The organism is Gluconobacter sp. DsW_056 (assembly GCF_002153595.1).
Lineage (GTDB): Bacteria > Pseudomonadota > Alphaproteobacteria > Acetobacterales > Acetobacteraceae > Gluconobacter > Gluconobacter albidus.
The window spans coordinates 92,717-109,032 of record NZ_JOPF01000011.1; the positions used below are offsets into that span (position 1 = coordinate 92,717).

The following is a 16,316-nucleotide window of genomic DNA, read 5'->3' on the forward strand; positions in this document are numbered from 1 at the left end:
GTGTCAGGGATGATCGAGAGCCAGGTCATCCCGATGAATGAGGGCATCCCGTCCACGATATCCCAGAAGCTGCTCCATCTCTGCCGAACGATGTCCAATCAGCTTCAGGCTCTCGTCCGAGTCGTAACCGATCAGACCGCGTCCGATAATGATGCCTTTACTATCGCGAATAGCGACGAGATCGCCGCGTCCGAACGTCCCTTCAAGTCCCGTTACGCCTGCGGGAAGGAGTGAGGCGCCTTCCTGAAGGGCGCGACAGGCTCCCGCGTCGATCGTGAGGGATCCTCTGGGCTGGAGACCGCCACCAATCCAGCGCTTGCGGGCTGAACCCACATCGGTCTGGGCCAGAAACCAGGTGCAGGGAGCGCCATTTTGCAGTCTGCGCAGCGGGTGATGTTCCTGCCCGGCCGCGATGACCATGTTCGCACCTGCGCGCGTCGCAATCCTTGCGGCCAAAAGCTTCGTACGCATGCCGCCTGACGAATAGCCAGGTGGTGGCTCGCCTCCCATGGCCATGATGTCGTCAGTCATCTGTTCGACAACGGGAATATGTCGTGCGGACGGGTCCTGTCGGGGGTCGGCCGTATAGAGCCCGTCAATATCCGACAGCAGCACCAGGCAGTCCGCACCCGTCATCTGGGCGACGCGGGCGCCCAGACGGTCGTTGTCACCGAACCGGATTTCGCTGGTGGCGATAGCATCGTTTTCGTTGATGACCGGCACACAGCCCAGATCGAGCAGTGTCTGAAGCGTGGCGCGGGCGTTCAGATGACGCTCACGGTTTTCCGTATCATCCGGCGTCAGGAGAAGCTGTGCCGCGACCAGATCGTAGTCCGCCAGCGCCGCACTCCAGCCCTGCGCCAGCCCGATTTGCCCGACACTGGCCATGGCCTGTTTTTCGTCCAGACGCAGCCTGCGGGATGTGAGGCCAAGACGATGCCGTGCAAGGGAGATCGCTCCCGATGAGACGACAATCACCTCTGCGCCGTGTGCACGTAGATCGGCGATATCGGCGCAGACGCTCTGCAACCATTGCTGCCGCAGCGCGGCGTTGGCGGAATCGACCAGAAGTGCGCTTCCGATCTTGATGACGATCCGGCGGGCCTGCGCCAGATGAGGAGCACAAGCCGCCGCATTCATCCCTGCCGGTCCTTTTTGGCAGCCGTCACGCGATCCTGAAGCATCCGGAGCAGTTCCGGCAGGCCTTCCTGCGTCGCACCGGACAGCATCAGCACTTCGGCCCCGGACGCCTTGGCGAGGGCCCGCTTTTTAGCAGAGCGCTGTGTGGGCGTCAGGGAATCGCACTTGTTCAGAACGATGATCTCGGGTTTGGCTGCAAGCTCCGGGTCGTAGGCCTCGAGTTCCCTGCGGATCAGGCGCCAGTGCTTGACGACCTGACTTTCCGTCCCGTCGATCAGATGCAGGAGTGTTGCGCAGCGCTCTACATGGCCAAGGAAACGGTCCCCAAGACCCGCGCCTTCGCTGGCGCCTTCGATGAGACCGGGAATGTCGGCGATCACGAATTCTTCGGTATTGTTCAGCCGGACCACGCCAAGCTGTGGGTGCAGGGTCGTGAACGGGTAATCTGCAATTTTCGGACGCGCACGGGATGCGACGGAAAGAAGCGTGGATTTGCCCGCGTTTGGAAGGCCCACAAGACCAATATCGGCAATCAGCTTGAGGCGCAGCCACACCCAGCGCTCTTCGCCCGGCCAGCCTTTGTCGGCCCGGCGTGGCGCACGGTTGGTGCTGCTCTTGAAATGGGTGTTACCAAGGCCGCCATCACCGCCACGGCACAAAAGGACTTCCTTGCCCTCGGCGTCGAGATCGGCCAGCAGGGTTTCGCGGTCCTCGTCGAAGATCTGCGTGCCGACAGGGACATTGATGGTGACATTTGCGGCGGCAGCACCGGTCCGGTTGGAGCCTGCGCCATTACCGCCCTTGCGGGCCTTGAAATGCTGCGTGTAGCGGAAGTCGATCAGTGTGTTCAGGCCGGGAACCGCGCGGAAAAGGATATCACCGCCACGACCGCCATCACCGCCGTCCGGACCGCCATATTCAATGTATTTCTCGCGCCGGAATGCGATCACGCCGTCCCCGCCGTCCCCGGAACGCACATAGATCTTGGCCTGGTCGAGAAACTTCATTGTATTGTCCGAAAGAAAAGGTGAGGGGCGCTTTATACGCAAAAAGGCCGGTCCCGAACAGGACCGGCCCTTTCTGCTCGCGCTGGAACAGCGGGCTGCTTATTCAGCAGCTTCCGGCAGTGCCACGGAAACGTGGACGCGGCCTTCTGCGCGGCGCTGGAACTGAACGTGGCCGTCTACGAGCGCGAACAGCGTGTGGTCGCGACCGATACCGACATTGGCTCCAGCTTTCATCTTCGTGCCGCGCTGACGGACGATGATGTTGCCTGCGATGACGCTTTCGCCGCCGAACTTCTTCACACCCAGACGACGACCTGCACTGTCGCGTCCGTTACGGCTCGAGCCGCCTGCCTTTTTTTGTGCCATGACTGTTTGTCCTTACCTAAAGTGTCTGGCCAATCAGGCCGCGTTGATCGCGTTGATGCGCAGGACGGTCACCGGCTGACGGTGGCCATTCTTGCGGCGGCTGTTCTGACGGCGACGCTTCTTGAAGATGATCACCTTCGGCAGACGATCCTGAGCGACGACGGTTGCCGTCACGGTTGCGCCAGCAACCAGCGGGGCGCCAACGGTAAGCGTGCCTTCGCCGCCAACCATCAGAACGTCGGTGAAGGTGATGGTGCTGCCGGCTTCAGCTTCGAGCTTCTCGACCTTGAGGATGCTCTCGGGAGCAACGCGATACTGCTTACCGCCGGTGCGGATGACTGCGTACATTCTGGAAACTCTCTCTGTTCCGATCTCGTGGCCGCTTCTGCCGGGTGGTCCCGGTCTCGTGCGACCCAGTCGCTTTTTGTCGTTGGCTCCAAGGCGACCACATATAATGCGGCCGTATGGAACAGCCGCGGTCGATACAGATGTGAGGGCTTTCAGTCAATCAGAAACGACTAAAAAACCGCCCTGCAACCATATTTCTTGAAGGAAGGCGTTTCTACCCTCTTGCAATATTGGATAAAGCCCGTCATAAGCCCCTCCGTCGATCAGGTTCAGCCCAACAGCAGAGCCGTACGGAGAGGTGCCAGAGTGGTCGATCGGGGCGGTCTCGAAAACCGTTGTGCCTTCGCGGGTACCGTGGGTTCGAATCCCACCCTCTCCGCCAGAAATCTAAAGAACAGATAGTAAAATATCGCTTTAACGGTGCCGGATGTTCTGGTCTCCACATTGCGTCTCATCCGAGGGCAGTCTTCTACGTCGTTAGGCAGCGCCGCAACTGACGGCGGGGTCTCCTGTTGCTACGCCTAAAATACTGCCGCGCCACTAAATAAATGAATATCGCGTTCCAAAAACGACCTGCCAGAAATGGCCAGGGTTGCCCATGTGATCGACTTTGGCCTGGAACCTCTTCACCCCGCTGCGCGTAGTCTGGATGTCTAGTCGGTATCACCCAGCGGGTGCTGCCTGAAAAAACGCGGATCTATATCCAGAAAGACCGTTTGAAGGAAAATGTTATGACGAATGAGCAGGCGAAACCATTTCATACAACGGACTCCGGCATTCCTGTCTCCAGTGACGAGCATTCCCTAACGGTCGGCGCGGATGGACCAATCCTGTTGCATGATCATTATTTGATCGAACAGATGGCAGCTTTCAATCGCGAGATGATCCCCGACCGTCAGCCCCATGCCAAGGGAAGCGGGGCGTTCGGCCGGTTCGAAGTCACACATGACGTCAGTCGCTATACTTCGGCGAAATTCCTTCAGCCCGGTGCAGTAACCGAAGCTGTGGCGCGGTTCTCCACGGTTGCCGGTGAAGCCGGAAGCCCGGACACATGGCGCGATCCGCGTGGCTTTGCGCTGAAATTCTACACGGAGGAAGGCAATTTTGACATGGTCGGCAATAACACGCCGGTCTTCTTCGTGCGTGACCCACTGAAGTTCCAGCATTTTATCCATTCCCAGAAGCGTCGGGTGGATAATGGTCTGCGCGACAATGACATGCAGTGGGATTTCTGGACGCTGAGCCCCGAGAGCGCACATCAGGTAACGTGGCTGATGGGCGACCGCGGTATCCCGGCAAGCTGGCGTCACATGGACGGGTTCTCCAGCCATACCTATCTGTGGGTGAATGCGACCGGAGAGCGCTTCTGGGTGAAGTATCACTTCAAGACCGATCAGGGTATCAAGTGCCTGACGCAGGAGCAGGCGGGCCAGCTTGCAGGATCGGACGCCGATTATCATCGGCGCGATCTCCATATGGCGATCAAGCGCGGCGAGCATCCGAGCTGGACGCTCAAGATGCAGATCATGCCGTATGAAGATGCCAAGACCTATCACATCAACCCGTTCGATCTGACCAAGGTCTGGCCTCAGGGCGAATATCCGCTGATCGAAGTCGGCAGGCTGACACTCGACCGCAACCCGACGGATTTTCATTCCCAGATCGAGCAGCTCGCGTTCGAGCCGAACAATTTTGTACCGGGGACAGGACTGTCTCCTGACAAGATGCTGCTGGGACGTTCATTCGCCTATGCTGACGCCCATCGGGCGCGGCTGGGAGTGAATTACAAGCAAATTCCGGTCAACGCCCCGAAATGTCCGGTTCATGGCTACACGAAAGGAGGCGTCATGCGGATGCGTGATGCGCATGATCCTGTCTACGTTCCCAATTCCAAGGGCGGTCCGGTGGCCAACCCGCAGCGCTTTCCGGAAAACGCGGTCTGGGCAGCGGATGGTGACTTCGTGCGGGCGGCCTATACCTTGCGTCAGGACGATAACGATTTCAGTCAGGCCAATGTCTTGGTCAACCGGGTCATGGACGATGCCGCGCGCGACCGACTGGTGAACAATATTGTCGGGCATGTGTTGCAGGGTGTCGAGGAGCCCGTCCTGTCGCGGGTATTCGAATACTGGTCGAACGTTGACGCGACTATTGGGGCCCGGGTGAAAAAAGAGGTACTTTCCAAACGATCCGCGCATTAAATCTGATTGATGCTTGTTCCTGCGTCACACATGCGACTTGAGAAACAATCGTGCAGATGTCCGTTTTACGGACATCTGCCCTGACGACTTCAGGGTGTAAAAATCTTCAAGAATAATTTGCGACTTTGGTGCTCGTTGGAAAAAGTTCAGCTTTACCCTGAATTGAGCAGTCGGCTGTTTTTTTCGCCCCGGAAGGGTTTGCTTGCATCGAGAAAGTCTTCATTTGTCCGCATGGTATAGGCGATCACAACCAGATAGGTGATGGCTCGCGTGAGCTCGAGGCGGGTCACCAGATCGGTTTCCCGGGCATCGAGAACGCGTAGCCGCCGGACCGCAGCCTCTGCGATGCGGGCGGCTTTGTCGTGACGACGGGTGGATTCTTCAACGTAGTGCAGAACCAGCAGAATGGGGCGTCTTGCGCTTTCAGGCAGGTATTCCCGATCCAGCAATGCGCGGAGCCTGATGACATTCAGCCCAAGGGTGAGTGTTGCCAGCGTCCCGAGAATACAGGCCTCGATCAACGGGGCAGGGGTCGGGCCTGCATGACGGATCAGGCGGGCAAAGCGGTCCGTATTGCGTCCGATCCAGACGCTGATGCGTGGCGTAAAGCCCGGGTGGGCCAGATGCTGCAACTCTCCCAGCATGACCCGACGAAGGCGGAGACGTTCGGCGTCGCTGCTGAACGGCAGGACGCTCCGGAAAACGATTACACTGACGGCGACAGCAAGAACGGTCGCCATATTGCCATTATAAAAGGCCAGCTCATTCATGACATGATGGTTTTCCAGACCGAGCATGGCAGGGAGCAGAAGCCCATACGCCGCCGAGCCGCCGGCTGTGGCCGGATTTCCTTTGGCCAGTCCGCCCAGAAACATTGCGGGGCCCAGAAAGAGCGTCAGGGTCTCGAAGGTCGTGACCTTAGGCATCAGAACGAAGACCAGAAACCACGCGACAATATAGGCTGCCACGGCGCCTTTTAGGAATTCCGTGGTGCCAAGGACGGGATTTTCCTTCGTGGCGAAAAGCCCGCAGACCAGCGTCGTGATGGCAATGAAGCCAAGGCCGTTTGGCCAGGCCGTTACTTCATAAATATAGGCTGTAATCAGCACCGCGCAGGCACCACGCAGGCCGTTATGCACGGCTTCACGGGTGTCGCGATGGGTTTCGAGCTGGAAATGGAAGTGATCGCCTTTGATGCGATGCGTGCTGGCCTCGTATTCCTTGATGGCCTGTTCCAGATCGCCCAGAAGCTCTCCGAGCGAGACGAAAAGAACGCGCTCGTCCAGCCGGTCATCCAGCATCTCCGGGCTGGCATCGGCCGCGTCAAAGGGTTCATGCCCGGGGATGGGTTCAAGATCGGGGCGAATATCGGTTTCGCGATGCGGTGCAGCGTACAGGCGGCAGACATCGCGAAAATGCTGTAAATCCGCCAGGAGGGCAGGGACGGAATTCTGGTCGGGCAGGCGCTTTGGAAACTGCTTCAGAAAAGCGAGGATCTCGTCTGCGGTTCTGGTAAATGCCGGGTGATTATGGTTGAGCACCTGAAGGCGCATGGCCATGCCGAAGCCGCGTGACAAAAGGGCTGAGACAGCGGCGAGGGCAGCGCGCGCATGGTCGCCTTCATGACCGTGTGGCCCCATTTCAACTTCGGCAAATTCGATCTGGTCATTGATGGTGAGGATCGTGCCGAACTGACGGCGGGCTGCGTTCAGTGCGCCGCGTTCTTCGCCCAGAAGGCTGCACAGAGTGGTCGTGACGAGAACAAGTGCCGATTCAAGTTTCTGTCTGAGCTGTGCGCGGGCATGTCGTTCCTGACTCGTGGCAAAAATGAGCCCCATGAAGGCTTCACACAACACGCCGAGCACGATGTATGTGCCGCGCGACATCGCGACCATGAAGATGTTGTCGGGATTGGAGGCCGCGCCCATGCAGATGATGGAACAGGTATATCCTGCAAGAACAAGGGCATAGGAACGGAAGTTGCTAACGAATGTCGCAAACCCGCTGCACAGGCCGATCCAGAGCGCGATCATGGGAAAGAACAGCCATGGCGCCTGTGGGGCAATGGCCATGATGGTGATGGCCGCAACACCGCCACTGATAGTACCGACGATACGCCATTTGGCCTTGGACTGACTTTCGCCGCGGCTGGTTTGCGCGACGGCCCAGACGGTCATGGCGGCCCAGGCCGGGTCGTCCAGTTCCATCCAGAACGCAATTCCGATCGCCAGACAGGCTGCAATGGTGTTGCGCAGTGCAAACGTGACGGATGAAGGGCTGGGCGCATACAGCCACGAGAGAAAAGGACGCGCCCGCGGCCGCAGAGGTGCGGGCCGTGTGGTCGTATTATCCGGAGTCGGTTGTCCCGAGGAGATGGTGCTGCCACTCATTGCGAGGGTTTCTTAGCCCTAACGGCATTATCCGGCGAGGGCTGAAATTGCCATTCTGAGATCGGTTACGAATTTTGTATATTCGCGTGTCTTCGACTCCTCATCTGGCAGGCGGAGCAGATAAGACGGATGGACGGTTACCAGACCGATACTTCCGTCCTCCAGAGGAATATGTCTTGAGCGTTCGCGCGACACTGTCACCGGACGTCCAAGAACAGCACTGGCGGCTGTAACGCCCAGCATGACCGTAACTCCGGGAGCCAGAACCCGTCGTTCTGCGGCGAGCCACGGCGCGCAGGCGGCTACGTCGGAGACATCCGGTTTCTGATGAATGCGGCGGCTCCCTTTGAGAGTGAATTTGAAATGCTTGACGGCATTGGGGATCCACGCGTCTGCACGATGCCCGCCAGCATCGCGCAGGGCACGATCGAACAGTTGTCCTGCTGGTCCGACGAAGGGGCGTCCCTGAAGGTCTTCCTGATCTCCAGGCTGTTCGCCAACGAAGATGATGCGGGCCTTGGGGTTGCCTTCTCCGGAAACGGTCCGGGTCGCTGGCCCGCACAGTTCACACATCCGGCAGTCGATCGCCCCGGCGCGGAGGCTGGCAAGTGAAGGAGAAGACGCAATATCTTCGGGGGCAGGATGCAGGCGCACCGGCGCAATTCCGTTCCACCAGGCATTGCTGCTGCCAGCGGTGGCGAGACTGCGTGCAGACTCGACAAGCCCGGATGAGGGCAGATCATCGCCTGTAAAACCCGGTCCGAAGTGAGGATGTCGACCGTCCCAGTACAGCGTCCGCTCAGGCGATATCACGATCCAGGGTGCGGGACGCAGATTTGACAATGCCTCTGCCTGACTGTCGATCAGGGCCGCCGTATGAGACGTGCGAATAACCTGACATTCCGGATTGCGGGCATCGGGCATCTGACAGCGTAGGTCGAGCGCTTTTTCCCGACTTTCCCGTGCGAGCCCTTGCAGGCGCTGAGTCAGTTCATCAGGTAATGGCATGCCGTCACGTAAAGTCTCGAGTGTGAGATACAGAAGATGCAGCCTGTCAGGGGCTTCAGATACGAAGACAGCCGGAAACAGCGCAGCAAGCGCGCGCGGGAGGCTGGTCGTCGAGGGGGCCGCAGGAAGGTCCCGCATGGCAGAGGGGGCATAGAGGGACGGTGGGGCTTTTATGATCCATTGTATTGAATCGGCCGGAACCCTGTCATGGAGCAGTTTGCGCGCCCATGCACGCCAGCCGGAAAAATCACTTGTTGTTGAAAGCGTGACAGTTTCTCGGGTCATGTCGTCGTTCCAGTTGTAAGGCTCAACACAGGAGACTTTTGTAGGCGCATACGGCTATTTTTGTTTGCGGGTTATTTTGATATGGTGATAATCAAGGTTAGGAACAGGAATACGTCAAATATTTCCATGCCGCATTTACCTGACCCTTTGCAGGCGTTAAGGGACTGAAAAATCATTCGAACGGATAGGATGAGATATTATGTCTGAAAATACTTCCAATACAGGTCTTCTGGAACTTACGGCCAGAATCGTTGCTGCCCAGGCATCCCGCGGATCGCTCGAAGCGGAAGCGCTGCCAACCCTGATCCGGCAGGTGTATGACGCATTGTCAAAGGCTGGAGTTCCTGAAGAAGCGCCGCAGCCCGAGCGCCCGCAGCCGGCAGTGCCCGTCAAACGCTCTGTTTTCCCCGACTACATCATCTGCCTCGAAGACGGCAAAAAGCTGAAGATGCTCAAGCGCCATCTTCAGAGCGCCTATGATATGACGCCGGAACAGTATCGCGAACGCTGGGGTCTGCCCGCGGACTATCCTCTGGTGGCTCCGAACTACGCACAGCGCCGTTCTGCCCTGGCGCGTGAAATCGGTCTGGGACGGAAGATCAGTGCGGCAACCGGCGAGGGCAAGAAAGAGGCCGCTCGTGGACGCCGTGCCAAGAAAGAAGACTGATCTTTTTTGACCGCGTCCGGAAAGCAGGAGCAGAATTCCCGTCATGAGTGCTGAACTGAATCTTTTCCTGACCAATCAGGTGAAGCATCGTCAATTACTGTTCTGGCGGATCGGAGCGCTCATTGCCTTTTTCGGCGCGGTCGTCATTTCCATGATGGGTCATCGTGGTTCTGTCGGCCCGAATTTCAGCCACAAACCGCATATCGTCCGTCTTGCCATCAACGGTGTCGTCCAGAACGATGTGACGCAGATCGTCCGTGCCCTGAAACAGGCTCAGGGCGCACCCGATGTGACCGGACTGCTTCTGGTTGTGGACAGTCCGGGTGGAGGCGTAACAGGCGGTGAAAGGCTTCATGACGCGGTCAAGCGCTTTGCCGCAGTCAAGCCGGTATCTGTTTCGATGGGAGATATGGGGGCATCTGCGGCTTATATGCTCTCCGTGCCGGCGCAGCATATTGTTGCCTTGCCTTCAACACTGACCGGGTCGATCGGTGTTATTTTCCAGCGTCCTGATGTCTCGGCTGGTCTGGGGCGTCTGGGCATTGGCGTGGATGCGATTACATCCGGCGCCATGAAAGACCAGACAGATCCGACCAGCGCCCTGACTCCCGAAGGGCGTCAGATGCTTCAGGGCATCGTTAATGATCTGTTCGCCCAGTTCGTTTCGATGGTTGCGGATGGTCGTCATCTGACGGAAGAAAAAGTCCGCAGTATGGCGGACGGACGTGCCTATACGGGACAGCAGGCCATCTCTCTGGGACTTGTCGACGAGCTTGGAGATGAAGATGCGGCCCGGCTGTGGCTCAGAAAGCGGCTGAATATCGGGACGTCCTCCTACCCTGTGGTGCCGCTGATTCCTGAACGCTCGAAGCGCTGGTATCAGTGGCCGGGGAAAAAGGCGCTGCTGACAGGGTTGCTCGGGGGAAGTTTCTCCAGTGCTATTGACCGCGAGGGCCTTGACGGAGCCGTTGCGATTTTGCAACTCTGATGACCTGTTTCAGAAGGCGGAGTCAGGTGGAACAACTGTCATGACTCGATCCGAACTTATCGCCGAACTGGCGGAAGCTTATCCGCACCTTCTCACCCGCGATATAGAACGCATCGTTCACGCGGTCTTTGACGAAATCGGCTCCTCACTGGCTCGCGGAGATCGTGTGGAGCTGCGCGGATTTGGGGCATTTCTTCCCCGTGAACGGGCCGCCCGGACAGGGCGGAATCCCCGGACAGGCGATATCGTGCCTGTTGAGGAAAAGAGTGTTCCGTTCTTCAAGGTTGGCAAGGAACTCCGGGAGCGTGTCAACCAGCGCCTGTCCGCACCTAAATCCAGAAACTAATCCCATTGTGTCCAGGCAGCATCAGGTGCCTTGCAAGGTGATGGCTGGAACCGCTCAAGGCTGGTTTGGCAGACGGTTTCTGCGGTATGATGAGGTCATGAAGCCTTTTCCGCATTTTCTGGTGGTATCTGTCTGGGTTGTGGGTTTGTCTCTTGGGGTTTCGTTTCTGGCCCCCTCGGCGGCATGGGCTCATGGCTTGGTGAAGCCTGTCGGGAAATCCCTGTCCCACCATAGGGAAAAGACCCGTGCATCGCAGGCGGCTGTCTGTTACCGAATGGCCTCAGGCGTTATTGTACTCGAACAGATGCCCAACAACGCACGTCGCCTTGGGCGGGGCGGCGGATTTGCGCCAATTGGGGAAGCAGTTTTCCGATCCAGCAATCGGCCTCATGCCTGTACCCCGACCCATGGTCGCAGAGGATAGGAGGCACAAAAGCCTCCTGATTTCTTCCCCTTATTCCTGGCCTTTGAGATTGCTGATTTCGGCAAGAAGGAAATCGCGGAATACTGCGATCCGCTTTGAAGTCCGCAGTTCTTCCGGATAGACGAAATATGCCTCAACCAGGGGAACCTGCTGGTTCGGCAGGATCCTGACAAGGTCGGGATAGCCTGTCGCGGCATAAAGGGGCAGGGAGCCGATGCCGGTTCCGGCCGCAATGGCATTCGCGACGGCCGAGATGTTGTTGATCGCCAGACGACGGCTGCCCTGCCGCGCAACGCCTTCCTGGCGCAGAAGATCAAGCAGCCAGTTCACATTCGGTAAAGGCAGATGCCAGCCCGCAAAGCTGATGATCTGGTGGTTGGCGAGATCTTCGAGCGTCTGCGGGGTGCCGTGGCGCTCAAGATAGGCGGCGCTGGCATAGATCGGCATGGGAAAGTTGGCGAGATGACGCTGCACCAGATCGGGCTGTGTGGGCGGGTGCAGTCTGATGGCGACATCCGCTTCACGCATGCCCAGATCCAGATCCGCATCTTCGAGCAGAAGTGTGACCTCGATGTCGGGATGCAGTTCCAGAAAGCGGTTCAGACGTGGAGAAAGCCATGACAGGCCAAAGCCCGTTGTCGTGGTAATCTTGATCTTTCCAGCTGCCCGTTCCTTGCTCTCGCTCAGGAAAGCCTGGGTCAGAGCCAGTTTGGAGAAGACTTCGCGGACCGTACGGTTCAGGACATCACCCTGTTCCGTCAGAATCAGTCCGCGCGCGTGCCGATGGAACAACGGCACGCGCAGGACGTCTTCAAGCGCAGAAATCTGACGGGAAACCGCCGACTGGCTCAGTCCCAGCCGGTCACCGGCATGGGTAAAGGAACCGGCTTCAGCGACGGCATGAAAAATCCGCAGCTTGTCCCAGTCCATCTGGTTTTCTCCCCGTTCGCCAAGGCGACGGTCCTCGTCCTTTTTACCCATATGTCCCGGCGTTATCCGTCAAGATATGTCGTTGAATGGACGAAACTGTCTGAAGCACGCGCGAGGGTCAAGTTTTTGTCATGGCAGGTATGCCAGAAAGATATCGTTCGGCTTCCAGAGCGGCCATGCAGCCCGTTCCGGCCGCGGTGACAGCCTGTCGGAAAATGCGATCCTGAATGTCTCCTGCCGCAAACACGCCTTTGACGGATGTTTCGGTTCCGCTGCTTTCGGTCAGGATATATCCGTCGCTGTCACAGGCGACTTCATGCAGGAAAGGACCCGTGTTCGGCGTGTGACCGATGGCGACAAAAACTCCATCGACATCCAGTCGCGAAAGCGCGCCCGTCTGGGTGTCCTTCAGTGCAATCCCGCAGACCACTTCCGGTTCGCCTGAGCCCAGAACCTCTTCGACGGCCTGATTCCAGTGAACTTCGATTTTCGGGTTGGAAAACAGGCGTTCCTGGAGGATGCGCTCGGCGCGCAGGCTGTCCCGGCGATGGATCAGATGCACTTTGTCCGCGTGATGCGTCAGATACAGCGCCTCCTCGACGGCCGTGTTGCCGCCACCGATCACAGCCACCGTCTTGCCGCGATAGAAGAAGCCATCACAGGTCGCGCAGGCAGAGACACCGCCGCGCTGAAGGCGCTTTTCCGATTCGAGACCGAGCCACCTGGCCTGCGCGCCCGTCGCGATCACGACAGTGCGGGCCCGGAATTCGTCTCCCGAATCTCCGGTCAGCCGGAAGTATCCGTCCGGCCCCGGACCTTTTTTCAGGTCAGCCTGAACGATCAGGTCATAGATCAGGCGCGTTCCGACATGTTCGGCCTGAGCGCGCATCTGTTCCATCAGCCAGGGCCCCTGCACAGGAGTCGCAAAGCCAGGATAGTTTTCCACATCCGTCGTGATGGTCAGCTGGCCACCGGGCTGCATTCCGGTCACGAGAATCGGCTTAAGACTTGCGCGGGCCGCGTAGATTGCCGCCGTGTAGCCAGCAGGGCCAGCGCCCACAACCAGCAGATCCGTATGATGGATTTCGGGCATGATTGGTCCTCAAATGATATCAGGCCCCTTCATATAGGGACTTCGGACGCATGTGCCATCTTTGCGGATCATGTCGGCTGACATATACGTCAGATTGAAATGAACGCTTCTCCGCACTCCGCACCGATTGAACTGGATGCCATTGACCGGCAGATCATCGCCGAACTCCAGGCCGATGGACGCATGACCAATGTGGAACTCGCCCGCCGCACCGGGATTTCCGCGCCTCCCTGCCTGAGGCGGGTCCGCCGGCTCGAGGAGCTGGGAATCGTCAAGGGGTATCATGCCGAAGTCGATGCCGCCCTGCTGGGGTGGTCCCTGAATTTCTATGCCCTGATCGGCCTTGATAGCCAGAAGGGGAGTGTCCTTGAGGCCTTCGAAGCCCAGGTCGGCACATGGCCCGAAACGCGCGAATGTCACATGATCCGGGGGGGCGGCGATTTTCTCGTGCGTCTGGTCGCCCGTGACGCCGCCCATCAGAATGCCCTGACACGCCTGCTGACGGACAGCCCGCATGTCGTCCGCGTCCAGACCCTCCAGACCATCCATACGAGCCGTGATCTTGCCGGCGTGCCGATCTGACCGGCTGAACCCATGACCGCTTCCCGGTTGCTGTCTCTTCCGGCCGAACTGAGCGTCATCGTTCCCTGCTACAACGAGGTTTCCAATGTGGCACCGATGGTTGCCGCACTGGAAGGCGCGCTTGAGGGGAGGGCATGGGAAGTCATTTTTGTTGATGATAACTCACCGGATGGCACCGCGTCCGAAGTTGTCCGTCTTGCACGTCTGGACCCTCGGGTCCGGGTGTTGCGACGGGTTGGGCGCCGTGGGCTCTCTTCTGCTGTCATCGAAGGCATCCTTTCGTCCAGTGCACCCTGGGTGGCGGTCATGGACGGAGATCTGCAACACGATGAATCCGTTCTGCGAACCATGCTTGCTGAATTGCAGGGTGGCGCCGAGCTTGTGGTGGCAAGCCGACATGTGGATGGTGGCGATAGTGGAGGGCTGGCCGGCCGCTGGAGGCATATGCTCTCCGATACCGGGATCCGGGCTGCACAGGCCGTCATGCCGCACCCGCTGAGCGATCCGATGAGCGGCTTCTTCGCCATGCGACGGAATCTTTTTGAATCCCTGCTGCCACGCCTGTCCGGGACCGGGTTCAAGATCCTGCTCGATCTGGTGATGTCTGCCCCCAGAACTGTCCGGATCGTCGAAGTGCCGTTCGTGTTTCGCCCCCGGCTGGCGGGCGAGAGCAAGCTTGATGTCATGGTCCTGATCCAGTTTGCGACCATGGTGCTGGACAAGCTGGCCCATGGCTGGCTGCCAACCCGCTTCATGGCCTTTGCGCTGGTCGGTCTTATGGGTGTGGTCGTAAATGTGAGCGTCATGAATTTTGCGGGGGCGTGTGGCCTGAGCTTTTCCTGGGCACAGCTCGCCGGAACCGCGGTTGCCATTCTGACGAATTTTCTGCTCAACAATCGCTTCACCTACCATGATCGCCGCCTTAAAGGGCAAAAACTCTGGAGGGGGCTGGCCATCTTCGTCGCAGTCTGTTCGCTGGGGGCGGTCGCCAATATCGGCATTGCCCGGATGATGCTAGACAGCGCGGGTCATGGTCACTGGGACCGCTCGTCTGCTGCGGGAGCTGTCGTTGGTGTGGTCTGGAATTACGCGGTGTCCTCCACACTTGTCTGGCGCTGAAACCGTGAGTGAAAATATGCGGAATATCCGGCTGTTCTGGGGGCTTCTTGCGGGACTGACGATCATCCGTCTGTGTCTTGCCGCCAGCGTTCCGCTGACGCCGGACGAGGCGTATTACTGGGTCTGGTCGCGCAATCTTCAGCCCGGTTATCTGGACCATCCGTTCATGGTGGCCCTGTGGATCCGTATTGGAACGTGGATCGCCGGGGATACGGCGCTGGGAGTCCGTCTGCTGGGTCCCCTGTCTGTCCTGCCGGGAAGCTGGGCGCTGTATCAGGCGGCGCGGCGGCTTCTCCCCGGCTGTCCGTGGCCACAGTCGGGACTTAGTGCCGCGCTTTTGCTGAATGCCACCCTGATGCTCGGACTGGGTGCCGCGACGATGACGCCCGATACGCCACTGCTGTTCTTCATTACGCTGTTTCTCTACACACTCAGCCGCGCGATTGATCCGGAACTGACATCGCGCGCGGCTCTTCCGTGGTGGATTGGCTCGGGCCTTTTGTTGGGTCTGGCTTTTGATTCAAAATATACCGCTGTCCTGATCGGTCTGGGGTTGGGGGGGGCGGTCCTGACGACGAAGCGCCTGCGTCAGCAGCCCGGTCCCTGGCTGGCTCTTCCTGGACTGTGTCTGGCGATGTCCCCTGTCATCGTGTGGAATGCGAGGCATCACTGGGCCAGTTTTCTCAGGCAGGGCGGACGGACAGGAGACTGGCATCCAGCGCGGGCGCTCCAGTTCTTGGGGGAACTGTTGGGCGGGCAGATCGGGCTTGCCACGCCGCTGGTTTTCATTCTGTTTGCGGCCGGTCTTTGGGCCTGTCTCAGGCGTAACAGGCTTCTGGCGTGGCTGGCTCTAGTGCCGACGGTCGTGTTCGTGACCCATGCTTTCGGGGATCGCGTACAGCCCAACTGGCCTGCCGTCATCTATCCGGTTCTTGCCCTCGCAGCACTCGAGGCCGAATGGCACATCCGCTGGCCTGTTGTCAGCGGATTGGTCATCACCATGATTGTTTGCATCCAGGCAATGTTTTCGCCGCTTCATCTCGTCCCGCATCGTGACCCTGTACTTCGCCTGACGGGAGGATGGGATGAGTTTTCCCGTAAGGTTGCCATGCAGGCAAAAGCGCAGGGCGCGACGGCTCTGGCCGCGGAGGATTACGGTCTGGCATCCCGTCTGGCATTCACGCAGAATATTCTTCCCGTTACCGGAACGGATCAGCGCTGGCATCTTTTCCGCCTTCCTGCGGTAACGGCGGCCAAAACGGTCATGGTTGAAGAGCAGAGGCATGGTGGGGAGGCGCAGGAGGCCGCAACATTCTGCCGTAAAGTCCGGGGGCAGGCCATCCGCTGTTACATTGTACACCGGCCGGATTTTGTCGCTGGCGTGCAGCTTCCGGGGCGTTCTTAAACCTCTCCTTAAGAACT

15 protein-coding genes and 1 tRNA gene are annotated in these 16,316 nt (G+C 58.9%); 8 read left to right on the forward strand and 8 right to left on the reverse strand.

What is annotated here, in order from left to right:
* Nucleotides 1–3: 3 nt before the first annotated feature.
* The 4 genes from proB to rplU form a co-directional block, all read right to left on the reverse strand.
* A complete protein-coding gene (gene proB / locus HK22_RS11960; RefSeq protein WP_086649421.1) occupies nucleotides 4–1,140 on the reverse strand; it encodes a glutamate 5-kinase in 1,137 nt (378 codons plus the stop codon).
* Nucleotides 1,137–2,147, reverse strand: a complete 1,011-nt coding sequence (obgE, locus tag HK22_RS11965; protein WP_077803011.1) for a GTPase ObgE — start codon at nucleotides 2,145–2,147, stop codon at nucleotides 1,137–1,139. The genes proB and obgE overlap by 4 nt, the downstream gene beginning before the upstream one ends.
* A gap of 99 nt (nucleotides 2,148–2,246) precedes the next feature.
* Nucleotides 2,247–2,513, reverse strand: coding sequence for a 50S ribosomal protein L27 (gene rpmA, locus HK22_RS11970; RefSeq protein WP_062027139.1), 267 nt, complete (start codon nucleotides 2,511–2,513; stop codon nucleotides 2,247–2,249).
* Between the two features lie 33 nt (nucleotides 2,514–2,546).
* Entirely contained in the window at nucleotides 2,547–2,861 is a 315-nt protein-coding gene (gene rplU / locus HK22_RS11975; protein ID WP_011251736.1) for a 50S ribosomal protein L21, read from the reverse strand.
* 292 nt (nucleotides 2,862–3,153) lie between these two features.
* Here rplU and HK22_RS11980 point away from each other — a divergent pair.
* Nucleotides 3,154–3,243: transfer RNA gene (locus HK22_RS11980), tRNA-Ser, on the forward strand.
* Between the two features lie 349 nt (nucleotides 3,244–3,592).
* The gene (locus tag HK22_RS11985; RefSeq protein ID WP_086649441.1) at nucleotides 3,593–5,062 is read left to right on the forward strand and encodes a catalase; all 1,470 of its coding nucleotides are present in this window, start codon (nucleotides 3,593–3,595) and stop codon (nucleotides 5,060–5,062) included.
* 152 nt (nucleotides 5,063–5,214) lie between these two features.
* Here the strand turns inward: HK22_RS11985 and HK22_RS11990 are convergent, their stop codons facing one another.
* Both HK22_RS11990 and HK22_RS11995 read right to left on the reverse strand, forming a co-directional pair.
* The gene (locus HK22_RS11990) at nucleotides 5,215–7,452 is read right to left on the reverse strand and encodes an FUSC family protein (protein WP_086649422.1); all 2,238 of its coding nucleotides are present in this window, start codon (nucleotides 7,450–7,452) and stop codon (nucleotides 5,215–5,217) included.
* A gap of 27 nt (nucleotides 7,453–7,479) precedes the next feature.
* The gene (locus HK22_RS11995; RefSeq protein WP_086649423.1) at nucleotides 7,480–8,745 is read right to left on the reverse strand and encodes a UdgX family uracil-DNA binding protein; all 1,266 of its coding nucleotides are present in this window, start codon (nucleotides 8,743–8,745) and stop codon (nucleotides 7,480–7,482) included.
* A gap of 199 nt (nucleotides 8,746–8,944) precedes the next feature.
* On the opposite strand from HK22_RS11995, the gene HK22_RS12000 reads away from it, so the two are divergent.
* Genes HK22_RS12000 through HK22_RS12010 form a run of 3 tightly spaced genes read left to right on the forward strand, consistent with a single transcriptional unit; the run spans nucleotide 8,945 to nucleotide 10,746 of the window.
* Entirely contained in the window at nucleotides 8,945–9,412 is a 468-nt protein-coding gene (locus tag HK22_RS12000; protein ID WP_062109656.1) for a MucR family transcriptional regulator, read from the forward strand.
* Nucleotides 9,413–9,455: 43 nt separating this feature from the next.
* On the forward strand, nucleotides 9,456–10,400 hold the full coding sequence (gene sppA, locus HK22_RS12005) for a signal peptide peptidase SppA (protein WP_086649424.1): 945 nt from the start codon (nucleotides 9,456–9,458) through the stop codon (nucleotides 10,398–10,400).
* A 40-nt stretch (nucleotides 10,401–10,440) separates the two neighbouring features.
* Nucleotides 10,441–10,746, forward strand: coding sequence for an integration host factor subunit beta (locus HK22_RS12010; protein WP_086649425.1), 306 nt, complete (start codon nucleotides 10,441–10,443; stop codon nucleotides 10,744–10,746).
* Nucleotides 10,747–11,200: 454 nt separating this feature from the next.
* Here the strand turns inward: HK22_RS12010 and HK22_RS12020 are convergent, their stop codons facing one another.
* Together HK22_RS12020 and trxB are read right to left on the reverse strand one after the other, a co-directional pair.
* Nucleotides 11,201–12,100: a LysR family transcriptional regulator gene (locus HK22_RS12020; protein ID WP_086649442.1), complete on the reverse strand. Its 900-nt coding sequence runs from the start codon at nucleotides 12,098–12,100 to the stop codon at nucleotides 11,201–11,203.
* Between the two features lie 118 nt (nucleotides 12,101–12,218).
* On the reverse strand, nucleotides 12,219–13,193 hold the full coding sequence (gene trxB / locus HK22_RS12025; RefSeq protein WP_062109653.1) for a thioredoxin-disulfide reductase: 975 nt from the start codon (nucleotides 13,191–13,193) through the stop codon (nucleotides 12,219–12,221).
* 99 nt (nucleotides 13,194–13,292) lie between these two features.
* Here trxB and HK22_RS12030 point away from each other — a divergent pair, with 99 nt between their 5' ends.
* The 3 genes from HK22_RS12030 to HK22_RS12040 are packed head-to-tail and all read left to right on the forward strand — an operon-like array spanning nucleotide 13,293 to nucleotide 16,299.
* The gene (locus tag HK22_RS12030) at nucleotides 13,293–13,775 is read left to right on the forward strand and encodes an Lrp/AsnC family transcriptional regulator (protein WP_086649426.1); all 483 of its coding nucleotides are present in this window, start codon (nucleotides 13,293–13,295) and stop codon (nucleotides 13,773–13,775) included.
* A 12-nt stretch (nucleotides 13,776–13,787) separates the two neighbouring features.
* Nucleotides 13,788–14,894 (forward strand): glycosyltransferase family 2 protein, encoded by a 1,107-nt coding sequence (locus tag HK22_RS12035; protein ID WP_086649427.1) that lies wholly within the window; start codon nucleotides 13,788–13,790, stop codon nucleotides 14,892–14,894.
* A 16-nt stretch (nucleotides 14,895–14,910) separates the two neighbouring features.
* Entirely contained in the window at nucleotides 14,911–16,299 is a 1,389-nt protein-coding gene (locus HK22_RS12040) for a glycosyltransferase family 39 protein (protein WP_233142613.1), read from the forward strand.
* Nucleotides 16,300–16,316: the final 17 nt, after the last annotated feature.